14 protein-coding genes are annotated in these 15340 nt (G+C 64.0%); 9 read left to right on the forward strand and 5 right to left on the reverse strand.

Annotated elements, in window-relative coordinates; genetic code table 11:
- Positions 1 to 81: 81 nt before the first annotated feature.
- Positions 82 to 276 (reverse strand): cold-shock protein, encoded by a 195-nt coding sequence (locus GRS80_RS02390; protein WP_124194573.1) that lies wholly within the window; start codon positions 274 to 276, stop codon positions 82 to 84.
- 164 nt (positions 277 to 440) lie between these two features.
- Positions 441 to 716 (reverse strand): hypothetical protein, encoded by a 276-nt coding sequence (locus GRS80_RS02395; RefSeq protein WP_160046161.1) that lies wholly within the window; start codon positions 714 to 716, stop codon positions 441 to 443.
- 114 nt (positions 717 to 830) lie between these two features.
- Here GRS80_RS02395 and GRS80_RS02400 point away from each other — a divergent pair, with 114 nt between their 5' ends.
- Positions 831 to 1025 (forward strand): hypothetical protein, encoded by a 195-nt coding sequence (locus GRS80_RS02400; protein WP_149080767.1) that lies wholly within the window; start codon positions 831 to 833, stop codon positions 1023 to 1025.
- A gap of 36 nt (positions 1026 to 1061) precedes the next feature.
- Here the strand turns inward: GRS80_RS02400 and GRS80_RS02405 are convergent, their stop codons facing one another.
- The 3 genes from GRS80_RS02405 to GRS80_RS02415 form a co-directional block, all read right to left on the reverse strand.
- Positions 1062 to 2057 carry a 5,10-methylenetetrahydromethanopterin reductase gene (locus GRS80_RS02405; protein ID WP_160046162.1) on the reverse strand — a complete coding sequence of 332 codons (996 nt, stop codon included), beginning with the start codon at positions 2055 to 2057 and terminating at the stop codon, positions 1062 to 1064.
- A gap of 117 nt (positions 2058 to 2174) precedes the next feature.
- A complete protein-coding gene (locus GRS80_RS02410; RefSeq protein ID WP_160046163.1) occupies positions 2175 to 2945 on the reverse strand; it encodes a coenzyme F420-0:L-glutamate ligase in 771 nt (256 codons plus the stop codon).
- A gap of 250 nt (positions 2946 to 3195) precedes the next feature.
- Positions 3196 to 3876, reverse strand: coding sequence for a cytochrome c biogenesis protein CcdA (locus GRS80_RS02415; protein WP_160046164.1), 681 nt, complete (start codon positions 3874 to 3876; stop codon positions 3196 to 3198).
- A 408-nt stretch (positions 3877 to 4284) separates the two neighbouring features.
- Here GRS80_RS02415 and GRS80_RS02420 point away from each other — a divergent pair, with 408 nt between their 5' ends.
- The 8 genes from GRS80_RS02420 to GRS80_RS02455 all read left to right on the forward strand — a co-directional run bounded on the left by GRS80_RS02420 (position 4285) and on the right by GRS80_RS02455 (position 15329).
- Positions 4285 to 5097, forward strand: a complete 813-nt coding sequence (locus tag GRS80_RS02420) for a hypothetical protein (RefSeq protein ID WP_160046165.1) — start codon at positions 4285 to 4287, stop codon at positions 5095 to 5097.
- Positions 5094 to 5558, forward strand: a complete 465-nt coding sequence (locus tag GRS80_RS02425; RefSeq protein ID WP_160046166.1) for a hypothetical protein — start codon at positions 5094 to 5096, stop codon at positions 5556 to 5558. Before GRS80_RS02420 ends, GRS80_RS02425 begins: the two co-directional genes overlap by 4 nt.
- Positions 5559 to 5730: 172 nt before the next feature.
- On the forward strand, positions 5731 to 7662 hold the full coding sequence (locus GRS80_RS02430) for an ATPase, T2SS/T4P/T4SS family (RefSeq protein WP_160046167.1): 1932 nt from the start codon (positions 5731 to 5733) through the stop codon (positions 7660 to 7662).
- Between the two features lie 3 nt (positions 7663 to 7665).
- Positions 7666 to 9369, forward strand: a complete 1704-nt coding sequence (locus GRS80_RS02435; RefSeq protein WP_160046168.1) for a secretion system protein — start codon at positions 7666 to 7668, stop codon at positions 9367 to 9369.
- A 63-nt stretch (positions 9370 to 9432) separates the two neighbouring features.
- Entirely contained in the window at positions 9433 to 10350 is a 918-nt protein-coding gene (locus tag GRS80_RS02440) for a hypothetical protein (RefSeq protein ID WP_160046169.1), read from the forward strand.
- On the forward strand, positions 10325 to 10795 hold the full coding sequence (locus GRS80_RS02445; RefSeq protein WP_160046170.1) for a hypothetical protein: 471 nt from the start codon (positions 10325 to 10327) through the stop codon (positions 10793 to 10795). The genes GRS80_RS02440 and GRS80_RS02445 overlap by 26 nt, the downstream gene beginning before the upstream one ends.
- Positions 10795 to 11805 (forward strand): hypothetical protein, encoded by a 1011-nt coding sequence (locus GRS80_RS02450; protein ID WP_160046171.1) that lies wholly within the window; start codon positions 10795 to 10797, stop codon positions 11803 to 11805. The genes GRS80_RS02445 and GRS80_RS02450 overlap by 1 nt, the downstream gene beginning before the upstream one ends.
- Positions 11802 to 15329, forward strand: a complete 3528-nt coding sequence (locus GRS80_RS02455; RefSeq protein ID WP_160046172.1) for a hypothetical protein — start codon at positions 11802 to 11804, stop codon at positions 15327 to 15329. Before GRS80_RS02450 ends, GRS80_RS02455 begins: the two co-directional genes overlap by 4 nt.
- Positions 15330 to 15340: the final 11 nt, after the last annotated feature.

The following is a 15340-nucleotide window of genomic DNA, read 5'->3' on the forward strand; positions in this document are numbered from 1 at the left end:
AGTGAAAAGAATACTCCCGGCACACGGCAACGCAGCCGCTATCGGAGCGACGATCGGAAAACGATACTACTTACCGGGCGCTCAGAGCCGTTCGACGTTGGTTGCACGCGGGCCTTTGTCGGCCTGCTCGATGTCGAACTCGACTTCCTGACCCTCCTCCAGGTCGGGACCGCCGACGTCTTCCATGTGGAAGAACACGTCCTCGTCCGAATCCTCGCTCTCGATGAACCCGTAACCGCCAGTGTCGTTGAAGAATGCGACCGTACCTTTCGCCATTGCACGTGAATAGACCCACGACAAAGATATAAATGTTCGGGAGGTTGCCACGCGTTTCCCCTCGAGTCCGGTCCGCTGATGCCCCGGGTCCGGTCCGCTTCGTGTCGCCATCCGGAATACGTTCGATCGCGGACTATCGCTCCTTGTAGTCTTCCGATCGTGAACTACCACTCCTTGCAATCGGGACAGACGAACCCGTCGCCGTCCCGCCAGACTCGCGAGCTTTCGGCGTCACAACGCCGACAGACGTGTGATCCCCAGGCGTACGTCGACAGCGACGTCGGCCCCCCGTCGTCTGTCGATGCTGGGGGAGCGGGGTCGGTCACCACCGACGTTGACTCGTCGGTTTCCCGTGTGTCGGACTCCGAATCGTTGGAACTCGAGTCGTCGCCCTCGTCCGAGTCGACTCCGAACTCCGAGAGCGTCGCGTCCTCGGTCACACACGAGGATACGCACGAAGGCGGTTTATACGATTCGACTGTACGAGGACGGTTTGTACAGTTCGACTGACCGAGACCGGCACGGCCAAGTACCACCGACGACAATCTCCGTTTATGGAATCCGCCGCAGCGTTGAACGTCATCGTGGACAACATCGTCGAGATGAACGAACTCTTCACCGACGTCGCGATGGGCGACGGGCTCGCACCGTTGCTCGTCCTCGTCGGCACGATCCTCGTCGTCTTCTCCCTCGGCGTCTTCGGCGCGCTCACTCTCGGCGCGATCGGCAGTCTCGTCACCCCGAACTAACGCCGTCTTCTCCCGTCAGTTCACCGCCTTCTCCCGTCAGTTCGTCGCCCGCGTGAGCGCTTCGCTCGCGCGTTCGACGGCGTCCTCGAGATCGGGGCCCAGCGGCGAACCGACGACGATTCCGTCGACGTGCTCGAGGATCGCCTCGAACCGGTCCGTCACCGACTCGGTCGTCCCCGCGACACAGAAGGCGTCGATCATCGCGGGCGTCACCAGGCCGAACGCCTCGGAGAGGTCACCGCGCTCGAGCGCCTCACTCACCGCACTCGCCGCCTCGCGATCGATCTCGTGGCGCTCGAAGACCGGTTCGGCCGCGCCGCCGACGATGAACGCGACCGGCGGTCGCGCGGCCTCGCGGGCCGCCTCCTCGTCGCCCGCGACGCTGACGCTCGCGAACGCCAGCGACTCGAACTCTCCGCGATCGTCGGGTCGGTCGGCCAGCCCCTGCTCGATCTGCCCGGCGGACCACTCGAGGTCCCGAGGGTGAGCGGCGTTGATCAGGACACCGTCGGCGTGTTTCGCGCTCATTCGGAGCATGTGTGGTCCCTGTGCGCCGACGTAGACCGGAATCTCGCTCGGCTCGAGGTTGAGCGAGGCGTCTCGCGCAGTGAAGGTCCCCTCGTGGGTGACCGTCTCACCGGCCCAGAGGTCGCGTGCGACGTCGACCGTCTCGAGGACGCGTCGAAGCGGCCGGTCCTGATCGACGCCGAGGGTCGCAAGCGTAGAGCGGTCGCCCGCCCCGACGCCGAAGACGGCTCGACCGTCGCTTACCTCGTCGACCGTCGCCGTCTGCGCGGCGAGTTTCACCGGATGGGTCTCGTAGGGGTTGACGATCCCCGGCCCGAGCCGGATCTCGTCGGTCGCGTCGGCCATCCGCGAGAGCGCCACGAACGGATCCCGGTTGAAGTAGTGACTGCTCGCGAACGCGACGTCGAACGCCTCGTCCTCCGCGAGCGCCGCCAGCCCCGCGATCCGCTCGAGGTCGTGTTCGGGAGTGAGTTCGATCCCCCAGGTCGGTCCGCCACCGGTCATCGGTCGTTCCCTCCGTCCTCGAGTCGGCACTCGAAGCGATCGCGAGCCGCGTGTCGGTTCATACTCGCAGGGTCGGGCAGCGGCGTAAAAAGCCCACCGTCACCGGAGATCCGGCGATCAGCCGTCGAACTCCCACTCCCGCAGCGCCTGCCGGACGAGGTCGTCCTCGACGGACCGGAACAGTTCGTCGCTGCCCTCGAGATCTCCGAACGCCCAGTCGCGGACGACGACCGCGGGCGTTCCGCCGGCACCCTCACCGGCGACGAGGTTGGCGGCCGAGGAGAGTTCGTCGACCACCGACTGGACGGTGACGCCGAGTTCGCGCCCGTCGCGGTCGGGTTCGCCACGCCAGTCGCGGCTCGCGGAGATGCCGGCCCAGCCGAGTGCGACGCCGCGTTGGCCGTGTCGGAACGGCCGCCCACAGGTGTCCGTGACGATCACGGCGACGTCGTCGACGCCGCGTTCCTCGAGTCCCGCACGGATCCGTTCGGCGCTTTTCCCCGGTCGCTTCGGCAACAGAAGCAGGTCGTGATCCGGGACGTTCGATCGGTCGATCCCCGCGTTGACGGAGATGTGCCCGAAGCGCGTTTCGGTGAGCAAAAACGGCGCGTCGATCAACAGTTCGGTACTCTCCTCAAGGACGGCCTGGGCGAACCGCGGGTCCTTCTCCTCGGCGGTCAACTCGCCGATCTTGTCCGCGATTTCCCGCGCGCGGCCGCTGACCGGATAGTCGTCCAGATCCGCCGTCCGTCCTTCAACCTTCGAGACGACCGTGCTCGCGACGGTCACCACGTCGCCGGGTTCGAGAGTAGTCCGGTCCGCGATCAGGTCGGCGAGGTCGTCGCCGGCGCGGATCTCGGGGAGATCCCTCACTGGCTCGAGTTCCATACCGGAGAGTGGGAAAGCGCCGTGAAAAGCGCACCGTCACCGAACAACGGTGGCGACGGAGAGCGTCAGTACTGATCACGGTGTAGTAGCCACTGCACATCACTGCACACTCGGTCGCCAGGCAGATCGGCGATCAGTGTGTGAATCGTTTCATACGGTTTACTGTACGTCATTTCCGGCGCAACCGCGACCTGAGCGGCGGTTGCGCCGGTAAATCGTTACAGGAATCCGTATCAGTCGTTACTATACTTTAGCCCATCCAGGGAACCACGTCGAAGACGAACAGGAGGTAGTAGGCCGCGACCACGAGCAGAATCGCACCGGTCGCCCGGTTGATCTGACTGCTGTAGCGGGCGAGCGTCCGCGTGACCCGCCGGCCGAACGGTTCGGAGAGGAGCGCGAACGCAAGCAGTGGCGCGCCGATGCCCAGGCCGAACGCGAGAAAACCGAGCACACTCTCAACGTGGGTGTCGTACAGCACCGGCGTCCGCGCGAAAAACAGCGAGATAGTCGCCGGATTACAGGGGATGACGATCGCCCCGAAGAAGAAGCCGTAGCTGAACGCCGAAAGCGCGGGATAACGCGATTGAGGCGGCTCGAGCGTGGGAACCCTCGAGAACCCGCTCGGGTCGACGAGCAAGACCGCGCCGACGACCGCGAGGACGGCGAACGCGACCGGCGAGACGTCCGCGACGACTCTGTTGACCGACTCCTGGAGGAGGTACGTGAACACGACGCCGACGACGGCCATGAACGCGAGTACCCCGGCCACGACCAGGAGGCCGAGTAGCGACACCGGTCGGCGATGATCGACGGCGTCGGCGCTGGCCAGGTAGGCGAGAAACGCCGGATACAGCGGGATCACGCATGCTGCGGTCAGCGGCGTCGCGACGCCGAGCAGAAAGTGCTCGACGAGCCCCGAAAGCGTCATCGGACCCTCAGCGGGGGTTCCCACGACGGGGATCGCGGGGGAAAGCGCGTTGGTTCGGCCGTCCGACCGGTAACGAGAGCAGGCTGCGTGTCTCGGACAGGTACGTACATGTGTCGTGTGGCGGTCGATCGATCGGTCCCAGTCGCCCTCGCGGTCACCGACGGCGACGCGGCCCTCTCCGTGAGACGACTAGGGGTTCTCGACGCCGCAGTAACAGGATCTCGACGCCGCGAACACAAAGTCGTATCCGTGCGAGTGGTCGGCTACACGCTCGCGAACGGCCGACGTGGTAAACGGACACGCCCGCGAACGACCGGCACATCGTGAGCGAGAGTTCGGTTCGAGCAGTCGCCGACGCCGAGCGATGGCTGCCGTGAGTTTATATACGAACGGGGGGCCAATGGGGGTGTGACCGATCTCGACCGACTCGACCAGCGACTGTCGGCCGTCGAGCGAACCGTCGTCGACGGCGAGTCCGCGCTAGACGAGATACCGGAGCTGGCGACACTCGGAGCGGATCTCGACCGACTCGAGACGAAACTCGAGGGCCACGAGACCCGGCTCGCGACGCTCGAGGGACGGACGGAGTCGATCGAAGGGTACGTCGGCCGAATCGACGCCGTCAACGACGCGGTCGAAACCAAGGCGACGACGGCTCTTGCGGTCGTCGATCGCCTCGAACGCAGGGTGGCCGACCTCGAGAGGCGTCTCGAGGACGTCTCCGCGTCGGCCCCAACTGACGCGGGGGAAACGGCCGATCCGACCGACGAGGAGAGTGACTGTGAGCCGACGGCCGAGGAAAGAACGGACGATCGTATCGAGCGGACGATCGCCGACATCGTCGGTGAAACTTCCGACGGCGCCGAACAGCAAGTCGCCACCGGTGGTGGCGACGAACAGCAAGTTGCCACCACTGGCAGCCCGTCCTCGAGCGACGACCCACTGCGGTCGGCGTCGGATGAGCGACGACCCGAAAGTCGGTGTTCGACCGACGCGACGGAACAGCCGGTCGGAGGCGATCGACGACGTAACGGCGGAGTCGGCGGTGACGACGATCGGCCCGAACCGCCGACCCGGACGACCGATCAGCGAACCGTCGCACGACGCGTCTCGTCGGCCGAGGGTGGCGACACGGAACCAGCGGACGCTCGAGGTCGACAGCCAAACGGTGATGAGACGTCGTCGGGATTCGTCCCCTCGATTCTCTCCTGGGTTCGATGATACGCTACGTTCTGGCCGTCTTGCTCGCCGTTGCGCTGCTCGCGCTGTCGGTACCGGCGATCGAACACGGAGCCACCGTGTCGAGCGAGCGCCAGATCGATCACGACGTCGACGAGATCGACCGCGCCGCAACCTCCCTCGTCGACCACGAGGACCTCCCACCGGACGGACATCCACCACCCCAGCGGGTCGTTCCTGTATCGCTGCCCTCCGACTCGCTGACGTCGACGCCGGTCGATCGGTTCAGCATCGACCGGACGAGCGAGCAGACGAGTGCCGTCGTCGTCGCACTCGAGGGAGAGAATCCACGAACGACCGTGATCGACGCGCCGATCGTGTACGCGACGCCGACGGAGAACCGATCCGTCGAACTCGGCGGAACCGCCACGAAGACCGAACTGCTCTTGCGACTCGAGACGGATCCCTCCGGGACGAACGTCGTCGTCGTTACTCGTGTGTGATGTAGCAACAACTGCAACGACGCCCACACTGATCGCCGATCTGCCTGGCGACCAGGTGTGCAGTGACGTGTATTGGCTACTCCAGGAGTGGCTACTCACACCCTGATGAACGGATCCTCCCTGGCGTCGGGCCGGGTTCGAGTTTAAATACGAACGGGCAGGTACGACCCCTATGCCTACGAAGGGCGACTCGAGGCTTCGATCGATCGTCGCCGGCATCGATGGAGTGTTCGACGTCAATCCGCTCGGATCGGCCGACGACGCCTGTCGGTGTCGATCCGAATTCGACGACGGTACGCTGGTTCTTCAGGCGAGCAACTGTGACGGGAAGGGTACCATCGACGAACCCGGTCCGTGCCGACGGGCAGTCGTACATCGACTCGCCGAACGTGACGCCGAGCGAATCTGCGTCCGATCGGACGGGATCGAGCGCCGCTACGATGGCCACGGAGTGACGCTCCTCTCGGCTGCTGGCCGATTCCTCGAACTCCTCGGCGACCGTAACGAGCGGCTCGCGACCGACGTCGCGGACGATCCGCTCGCAGTCGCAACCGAGGTCGACCAGCGCGTCGGACCGATCGCGGACGTCGGACTGGAGTCCGGGCTGGTCCGAATCGGCCGAGACGTAGACGACCCCGAGAGCGTGTTCCAGCCGACCGTCGGCCCGAGCATCGCGTACTACTACCTCGAGCGTTCGATTCCGAACGGGGCGACGCTCGTCGAGGTGACCGAACTCGAGACGGGAAGCGTCGCCCGCCTGTACGAGCGGGCAGACAGCGTCCCGCTGTACGCACTCGACACCGTCGATCTCTCGCTGTCAGCGCCAAAACGCCAGACGCTCATCGACGGATACGAAGCGATCGCCAACGGGCTCGTCGAGGGGGATCGTGCCGCTTCGAGGGCGATCGGACGGGTGGACGACGGACCGGTCGATCCGCAACTGACGTCGATCCTGTCGAAACACACGGCAGGGTACGGCGTTCTCGAGGATCTGTTCGCGGATCCGCGTATCAGCGACGTATATGCCACCTCTCCCGTCTCTCGGAACCCACTCCGGGTCGTCGTCGACGGGGAGTCCGCGACGACGAACGTTCGGCTGACGCCGACGGGTGTCGACGCGTTGGCGTCCCGCGTTCGCAGGACGAGTGGGCGGGCGTTCTCCCGTGCGGCCCCGACGGTCGACGCGACGGCAGATCTGATCAACGGCACGGGTGTCCGAATCGCGGGCGTTACGGATCCGGTCGCGGAGGGGGTCGCGTTCGCGTTCAGGGAGCGAGTCGACGATCGGTTTACGCTTCCCGGACTCGTCGCCAACGGAACGATGTCCCCGGCAGTGGGGGGCTTTCTCTCGGTCGCGGTCGAACGCAACGCCGCCGGACTCATCGCGGGAACGCGTGGCTCCGGAAAGACGACGCTGCTCGGAACGCTGTTGTACGAACTAACGCCGGATACGCGGACCGTCGTCATCGAAGATACGCCGGAGCTTCCGGTCCCGGTCCTGCAGACAGTCGACAGGGACGTCCAGGCACTCCGAACCGGAACGGGAGACGGTCCGGAGATTTCCCCCGCGAAGTCGCTGCGGACCGCGCTCCGTCTCGGCGACGGGGCGCTCGTCGTCGGCGAGATCCGCGGTGAGGAGGCCCGTGTCCTCTACGAAGCGATGCGCGTCGGTGCCAACTCGAACGCCGTCCTCGGGACGATTCACGGCGACGGGGCCGAAGAGGTCTACGAGCGCGTCGTCTCCGACCTCGGCGTCGAGCCGTCGTCGTTCGCCGCGACCGACCTCGTCGTCACCGTCCAGTCCTACCGAACGGCCGACGGAAACGGCAGGCGCGTCGCACGGATCGAAGAGGTGATCGGCTCCGGAGACGACGTCCGATTCGAGCCGCTGTACGCTCTCGAGGGAAAACGGGCGGTTCCCGCGGGCAGGATCGACCGCGGCGAAAGTCGCCTCGTGGAGCAACTGGCCGATCCGACGGAGACGTACGCCGACGTTCGCCGGGCGATCCAGGAACGGACCGACGAACTCGCACGACTGGCCGACGACGGACGAACCAACCCACGGGACGTGGCGTCGGCGTACGCCACCCGAGGCCTCGAGTAACCGATGGGGGTGACGATCGGCTTACTTCGGGCGCTCGCGTCGGTCTACCCGTGGGACGTCGAGCCGAGCGAAGACCTCGCCGACTCGCTGGCGTTTGCCGACGACGCACTCGAGGCGGAGACCGTCGTTCGGGCTGGCTACGGTGGCGGGGTAGCGGTCGGTATCCTGTCGGTGCCGCTGGTGCTGACGCCGCTGCCCGAGGTGGTCGTGATCGGCATCGTGATCTGTCTCGCGGTGAGCGTCGTCCACGGAATCCACACCGCACCCCACCTCGCCGCCGCCTTCCGTCGCACCGAGGCACTTGGCGACACACCAAATCTCATCGGTCGGGCAGTCCTGCGGATGCAGGTCCAACCGTCGCTCGAAAGCGCCGTCAGATTCGCAGCAGAGACCGGCCACGGGCCGCTTTCGGCGAGTCTCTCGGCACACGTCGATCGATCGATGGGAACGCCGCGGACCGGTCTGTTGACGTTCGCCGACGAGTGGTCCGATCAGTTCCCGGCGCTTCGACGATCGGCCCACCTGCTCGCGACAGCACAGGAGGCACCGGAGGCGGAGCGTGTACGGACGCTCGACAGATCGCTCACTGCGATCCTCAACGGGACGAGAAATCGGATGGCCGACTTCACGTCAGCGATCCGTAACCCGACGACAGCGCTGTTCGCGTTCGGCGTCATGCTCCCGCTCGCGCTCGTCGCACTCGTCCCGGCGGTTCCGATGGCGGGGTTTTCCGTCAACATCTGGATGCTCGTCGTCCTCTACAACCTCGTGTTGCCGATCGTGCTCGTCGCCGCGAGCGTCCGGTTACTGGTCCGTCGGCCCGTCGCCTTTCCACCGCCGACAGTCAGCCGTGACCACCCGATGGTTCCCGACCGGCTGTGGCTCCGAGGGATATGGGGAATCGTCGCCGGTCTCCTCACGTACGTACTCATCTCTCGGTTCGGCCCGGCGTATCTCGCCTCGATCGCGGCTGCGGGAGTCGGCATTGGAGTCGGCCTGCTCGCCGTCTATCGGCCGATCCTCGACGTCAGACACTACGTTCGAGACGTCGAAGAACACCTCACTGACGCGCTCTATCTCGTGGGTCGACAGGTGTCGGAAGGAGAGTCGGTCGAGTCGGCGATCGACCTGGCCGCCGATCGAATCCCCGGCGAAACCGGGACCGTCTTTACAGACGCGGCCGGCCTCCAGCGTCGACTCGCTGTCAGCGTCGAAGAGTCGTTTCTCGGCGAGTACGGTGCGCTCACGGATGTCCCGAGTGATCGTGCCCGCGGGACCGCGGCACTGCTCGCCATCGCCGCCAGCGAGGGACGACCCGCCGGTCGCGCGATCGTCGCGATGGCCGACCACTTAGAGGAACTCGAGGAGGTCGAGGCCGAGACTAAACGCGAACTGGCGGCGGTGACGGATACACTCGACAGCACCGCGGCGTACTTCGGACCGCTGGTGGCGGGAGCGACGGTCGGACTGGCAGGAATGATGACCGGCGATTTACTCGAGTTTACCGATACGACGGCGTTACCGACCGAACAACTGGGGATCGTCGTCGGCCTCTACGTCGTGGTCCTGTGTTTTATTCTCGTCCCGCTCTCGATCGCGCTCAAACACGGGATCGACCGCGCACTGTTCGGATACCACGTCGGCCGTGCACTCCTCTCGAGTGTGGTTCTGTACATGTTGACGATCACACTCGTCGGGCTGATCTGAGGGGACGACGGCATCGGTCCAGCCGGCTACCGTTTAAATACGATCACGAGGGAAACGCCGGCCATGGATCTGGAAGCACCCGTCGACGCGTGGTACGTCTGGTTCGGCGTCTCGGCGGCGAGCGTCGTTATCGCCGGCGTCGTCCTCGGACTCCCGACGGGGCCGCCACCCGATGCAAATGGTGTCGGAAACTCGATCGACAGAATCGCGGGAAGCCCCTACAGCGCTAGCACCGTCTACGAACACGACGCGGACGAGTTGCGTCTCCAGGAGGGGACCACCCTCGAGTTACGAAACGAACACGGACGTGCACACTCGAGTCTCGCGTACGGGAACGTCGTGCTGGTGACGGACGACGAACGCCTCGAGAACGTCACCTACGGGGACTCCTTCGGCGACGAGTTCGAAGCCGAACTCGAGCGAGACGACGTCGACGCGGCCGCCGAGTTTCTCGGACGGATCAACGAATCCCACGAAACGACCGACGACGAGTGGTATCCGGCCGGCGACCGGGTCGTCGTTCGAACGGTGACCGTCCAGCCCGACGACGTGACCGCGAGGCCGCGGATCACCGCGGAAGTGGTCGACGGCCTCGGAGAACCGAATACGGGTTTCGCGACCGATATTCGATTCGAGTACGACGGCGACGGGAGCGAGCGGGCCGACATCTCCGTAGTAGGGCAAGGCTACGGCGAAGAAGAAGACGTCGAACGACGTGAATCGACGTGGTTCCGTGACGGGGCTGACTCGACGATGTTCAGTCTCGAGAACACCAGCTCGGTCTCAGAGCCGCTGGATCTGACTGTCGGCGTCGACGACGTTACGTGTGAGGCGGGGGACGTCTCCGAATTCGGGGAGGAAGTCGTCCTCTGTGAGGGAACCGATCCGGAGGATGCCGACCAGATCGCCAACGAAACGACCCAAATCACCGTCGACGAATCGGCGGGGGAGTACCGTGTTACGCTCGTCGTCGCGGAGTAGCGGGCAGACGGAACCGCTCGCCGCCCTGGTGGCGATCGGGCTCGTCTGTGCGGGCGTCGTCCTCTACACCGGCGTCCTTGCCACCCTCTATCCGGGAACGACCGCGCGAGACCCGGCCGACGCAACCCTCGAACAGGTCTGGAACGGCGTCGGCTCCGACGGCGTCTACCACGAGACGACCGATCGAAACGATCTCCACGAGGGGGTGGAACTCCCGGACGGCTACACGGTCCTCATCGAAGTGACGACCGTCACCGATGCGGGACGGAATATCACCGTCGATAGCGCTGTCGTCCGGGAAGACGGCACCATCCGGTACGGGCAAACTGACGTTGACCGACCGGAAACGACCGGGACTGCACGTCGATCGGTCGGCGTCCACCTCGAGCGTGATCCGGCTGGCGACGTCCGCGGTGGAACGCTTCACGTGGAGGTGTGGCGTTGATGTCCACCGACGCTTGCCGGAGCGATCGTGCGGTCAGCACGGTCGTCGACGTCTCGCTCTGTCTGCTCTGTATTACCGCCTCGATCGGGATCATCGCGGTCTTTCTCGCCGAAGATGTCGATCGTCACGATCCACAGATAGCCGACGAAACTGCACAGACGATCGCGACGTCGACGACGACGGTCGAATACTCGATCCAGTCGGTCGAACGCCACGACGACACCGGCGTCTTCGACGGCGCAGAGTACGAGGCCGATCGATACGAACGAGCGAGACACGGACCGCTGGCCCAGTTGCTCGCCGCGGCGGCCATCGCGAACCTCCACCTCGACGGAGAGCCCCTCTCCCACGCCGGTGGGGAGTTTCGCGAGGCGGTCGACGCCAACGTCGGAAGCGAGTTGATTGGCGCGAACGACGACGTTCACGTCCTCGCAACCTGGGAACCCTACGAGGATGCGTCGACCCGTGGGGAGACCGTCGCCGGCGACCGTCCACCAGGGGACGCCGACGTCAGCATCGCGACGTTCACCGTCGCGAGCGACCTTCCGCCGGTTCGCGAGGACGAACTCGAGGGAACCTACGACGCCGAGAACCGAAGTTTCGACGAAACCGCAGAGCCGATCGCCGACGCGATCGTCTCCGGGTTGTTCCCGAACGAATCGACGACGATCGCACTCCAGGGGAACGACCTCGATCGCGATCTCGCGCTGTACGAGTACCACCGAGCCGGTGACGCACTCGACGTCGAGTACGACCCCGAGAACGGAAATCTCAGCCGGACTGACGTCAACGTCTCCGCTGCCAACGAACGTCTAGCCGAGAACCTTACGGAAACGATCGCGAACGATCTCGAGCAGACGTACGGCGACGAGATCGACGGGATCGAAGCCGAACTCGACGCGACGTATCCCGAAGACGAGGAGGCAGTGACAGGCGAGGTCGACGACCTCGTCGCACCGAGCGTCGCAACCGACGAAGTGACGATCACCGTACGGGTGTGGGACGAATGAAACGGACCAGCGAATCCCGACCGCCGACGGTGTCGATCACGCTCGATGAACGGGCGCGCATTCCGTTCGCCATCATCGGCGTGTTGTTGCTGGTGACGAGCGTCATGTCCGTTGCAGTCCTCCAGTCCCGTGTCTCACCGGAACCGAGCGTCGACGCCTCGCTGGCGATGGATCGCAGTTCGGCAACGGCCCAGACCGTCGTCCGAAACGCCGCCACCAACGCCGCCGAGCAGTCGGCCCAGGAGCCGTTGATGGACCCGAACGAGAGTCACTCGTGGGGTCAAGCGATTGCAGCGACAGACACCCACAATCCGCCGGAATGGATCGACGAGATGCCAGGCGAGTACCAGGATGGCCGATCCGACGTCGATCCCGATCACGCGTTCGAGCGGTATCTCAAACTCCGAATCTACAACGAAGTCGAACGCGACCTCGACCATCTCGACGGCGAGTTTCGAGGCGACACCACGACGAACGTCTCGGTTCCGCCGCTCGAGGACAACCGGAGTTCGGCCGTAGACGCGATCGATCGGGTAAAACTCGATCCAGGAATCGATTCGGGCAACGACTTAGAGCCCGGACAGCTCGAGGTGACGATCGAGGGCGTCGAAATAACGGTCGAACGCGACGGACAGCGAGTCGCACATCGGGTCGAAGACGTCTCCGTCGTGGTCGGAACGAACGTCTTCGTCCTCCACCAGAAAACCCGCGAGTACGAACACCAGCTGAACATGGGCGTCGTCGAGGGCGGACTCGGCGATCCGACCAGCCTCAACGGCTTCGGACAACACATCGCGGCGCGACTCTACCCACTCACCTGGGCACGCGGCCTCGCCCAGTGGGGCGGTGCACCGATTTCGGAAGTGATGGCGAATCGCCACGTCGAGTTGATGGCAAACGACGCCACGTTCGACATTCAGGAGTCGGCGTTCGGCACCACCGATCCGAATCGAGAGGCGGTGATGCGAAACGCCTGGGGCTGTCTCGCCGCACAGGACGCCGAAGAACTCTACGAGGGACACACCGGTGACGAACCCGCAGTCGCGGACGCCGAAGACTTCTGTGACGGCCTGGAGTATCTCTACGGCGACCAGAACGCGAATCTGGACGATCCGATCGACTCGAGGGACGTGATGGAATCGACGGCAAACGCCGCTGGCGAGCAGACGAGAGTCGACTCCGAGCAGACGATCGACGTCAACCTGTTCGCCGACCTCGCGTACGCACAGACGCTCGTCGAGATGGGCGTCCACGACGCGATCGACGACGTCCACAGCGTTGAGACGCGAGCCGATCTCGAGACCGCGACAGACAGACGCAACCTCCCGAGTAGTAGCAAACCGGACGGTCTCACCGACTCGAGCAACTGGACGGAATCGAACAACGACCTCTCGACGGATGCGAACGTGACGGTCACGTTCGAGGAGGGTGATCCCGACACTGCGGAGGAAGAGACGACGTACGCGACTGCCATCGTCACCGTTCGACAGGATCACGTACGCGAACTCACGTGGAGCTACGACGGCCCGGAGAACGCAGGACCGACCGCCAATGCAACGCGTCGATCGACGTCGGTGTACGAAACCGAGATGGAGGTGATTGCCAGCCATGCGAATCGAGAGGCGATCGACTACCGCGGAATCGACGGTGGCTACAACGAAACCGTCGACGAGGAGTGGCCCAACAGCTTACCCGAGCAGTTCTTCGAGGACGACGGCGGGTGGCAGACCGACCTCGCCGAAAACGTCACCCTCGACAACTACGCGGCGTTCCCGAACGAGAGCACCGAACGACTACTTAGCGTCAATCGAAGCGGTGACGTCGAGTCACAACTCGAGCGCCAGGTCGTCGAAGCCGACCAGATTCGAAGCGAGGGAGCGCTTCGCAACCGCCTCGAGGTCGAAGACGGAGACGAGGAGGTCCTCGAGACGGATCCGCCGAACGAGCTGATCGCGGTGGCCATTGCACTCGATATCTACTACATTCGTACACAGCTTCGCAAGGACGCAGATACCGTCACCTTCGAGAACGGTGAGCTCCTGACGGGCGATCCGTTCGGCGAGTTAAATGACGAGGTGGACGAACAGCTCGTCTACCATCGTGTTCCGGATCGGTACCCAACCGCGGCGGACAAAGCCCGCGTCGAGGCCCGCCAGAACTACATCGACAACGTCAAAGGCCAGATCGAGACGACCAGCGAGGCCAACCAACAGGTACAGAACGAACTCGACGACAGACTCGGCGACGAACTCGACGCCGGAGACGACGTCCTCGAGGACCTCACCGAGTTCTCCCGCGGCGTCGCCGGCGGCGAAGCCGAGTACGAACCGGCGACGATCGACTCGCCCTACAGCGACGAGATAGCGTATACGCCGACCGGTTCGCCGACGTACCTCTCACTCGAGCAGGTCGAAGCCGAGGAGGTTCCGGCGACCGGAAACGCGACCCACACGCCGATGGCGGCGCGAAACAACAACTGGTTCGCGATTCCGTACAACGAAGTCAATATCGGTGTGCTCGGGTCGGTGCTCGAGTGGTTGTTCGATTCCGAGGATTCCGTGTTGACGTTGCGGATGGCCGGTGAACTCCTCGAAGCCGCGAGGCTGGCGGATATTCTACTTGAAGAAGAAGAAGAGAAACTAATTGACAATGACGCTGTTTATAATGACTTGGAGGAAGCAGTAGATGCAGAAGTCAATACTCTCGGATGGAGAACGACTAAAGAACTCGATGGATTGGAACATGGTATTGACCTCGACAACGACAGGATCGAAGCACTCGTCGACGAGGGTATTGACGATATCGGAGATGGAACGCCCGGTCAACAGGCAGCAATGCTCGGTAGTGGAGAAGGCGTCGACCACGTGGAACAGCACGTTCGAGAGGGAATTGTCGTCGACAATCACGGTGAAAATCCTTATGAAAGTGAAGAAGTGTTCAAACAACACGCGGCAGCAAGTGTCAACTATGCACTAACCGAGGCTGTGAACCAAACGACAGTTGACGACTTCAATCCAGCCACTGTAGAATATATAAATGAAAGTGTGCGTGACGAACTCGAGGAACGCACCGAAGAGATCGTTGCTCAGCGGATGAACGAGACGATAGACGAACATGACCTCGAGCACGACTGGTTGCGCAACAACGAGACCGGCATCATGGACGAGGACGGGGAGTTCAACCTCTCACCGAACCGTGTCCCCGCCGGATTACCGATCGTTCCGTTGCCAAGCGGATGGGTCGCGACGACGAACGTCTGGGACGTGAAAGTCAGAGGCGAGTACGCCAGGTTCGAACTCGAGTCGAACACGGGAACGCCGTCGAACGTACAGGGCGAAAATTACGTTCGCGAAGATGGATCCGTCGAATTCGAAGGCGAACCCGTTGGATCAACACGAGCGATATCTTTCGAGTCGCGGACGGTGGTAATCGTCTTGGTACCGTCACAGCGCCTCGGCGTTGGTGATCGGACTGGCGATTGGGCTGAGGAGTCGGAAGGATGGCCAGAAGCGGGACCTTCTTAAGAAAATTAGCT

The sequence above is a fragment of the Natrialba sp. INN-245 genome, from assembly GCF_009807105.1.
GTDB classification, from domain to species: domain Archaea; phylum Halobacteriota; class Halobacteria; order Halobacteriales; family Natrialbaceae; genus Natrarchaeobius; species Natrarchaeobius swarupiae.

What these genes read in the sequence shown, in the direction of transcription:
- GRS80_RS02430 (WP_160046167.1), top strand. Translation starts at nt 5,731, where the DNA reads ATGCCTACGAAGGGCGACTCGAGGCTTCGATCGATCGTCGCCGGCATC.
- GRS80_RS02435 (WP_160046168.1), top strand. Translation starts at nt 7,666, where the DNA reads ATGGGGGTGACGATCGGCTTACTTCGGGCGCTCGCGTCGGTCTACCCG.
- GRS80_RS02415 (WP_160046164.1), bottom strand. Translation starts at nt 3,876, where the DNA reads ATGACGCTTTCGGGGCTCGTCGAGCACTTTCTGCTCGGCGTCGCGACG.
- GRS80_RS02425 (WP_160046166.1), top strand. Translation starts at nt 5,094, where the DNA reads ATGATACGCTACGTTCTGGCCGTCTTGCTCGCCGTTGCGCTGCTCGCG.
- GRS80_RS02405 (WP_160046162.1), bottom strand. Translation starts at nt 2,057, where the DNA reads ATGACCGGTGGCGGACCGACCTGGGGGATCGAACTCACTCCCGAACAC.
- GRS80_RS02400 (WP_149080767.1), top strand. Translation starts at nt 831, where the DNA reads ATGGAATCCGCCGCAGCGTTGAACGTCATCGTGGACAACATCGTCGAG.
- GRS80_RS02440 (WP_160046169.1), top strand. Translation starts at nt 9,433, where the DNA reads ATGGATCTGGAAGCACCCGTCGACGCGTGGTACGTCTGGTTCGGCGTC.
- GRS80_RS02455 (WP_160046172.1), top strand. Translation starts at nt 11,802, where the DNA reads ATGAAACGGACCAGCGAATCCCGACCGCCGACGGTGTCGATCACGCTC.
- GRS80_RS02450 (WP_160046171.1), top strand. Translation starts at nt 10,795, where the DNA reads ATGTCCACCGACGCTTGCCGGAGCGATCGTGCGGTCAGCACGGTCGTC.
- GRS80_RS02390 (WP_124194573.1), bottom strand. Translation starts at nt 276, where the DNA reads ATGGCGAAAGGTACGGTCGCATTCTTCAACGACACTGGCGGTTACGGG.
- GRS80_RS02410 (WP_160046163.1), bottom strand. Translation starts at nt 2,945, where the DNA reads ATGGAACTCGAGCCAGTGAGGGATCTCCCCGAGATCCGCGCCGGCGAC.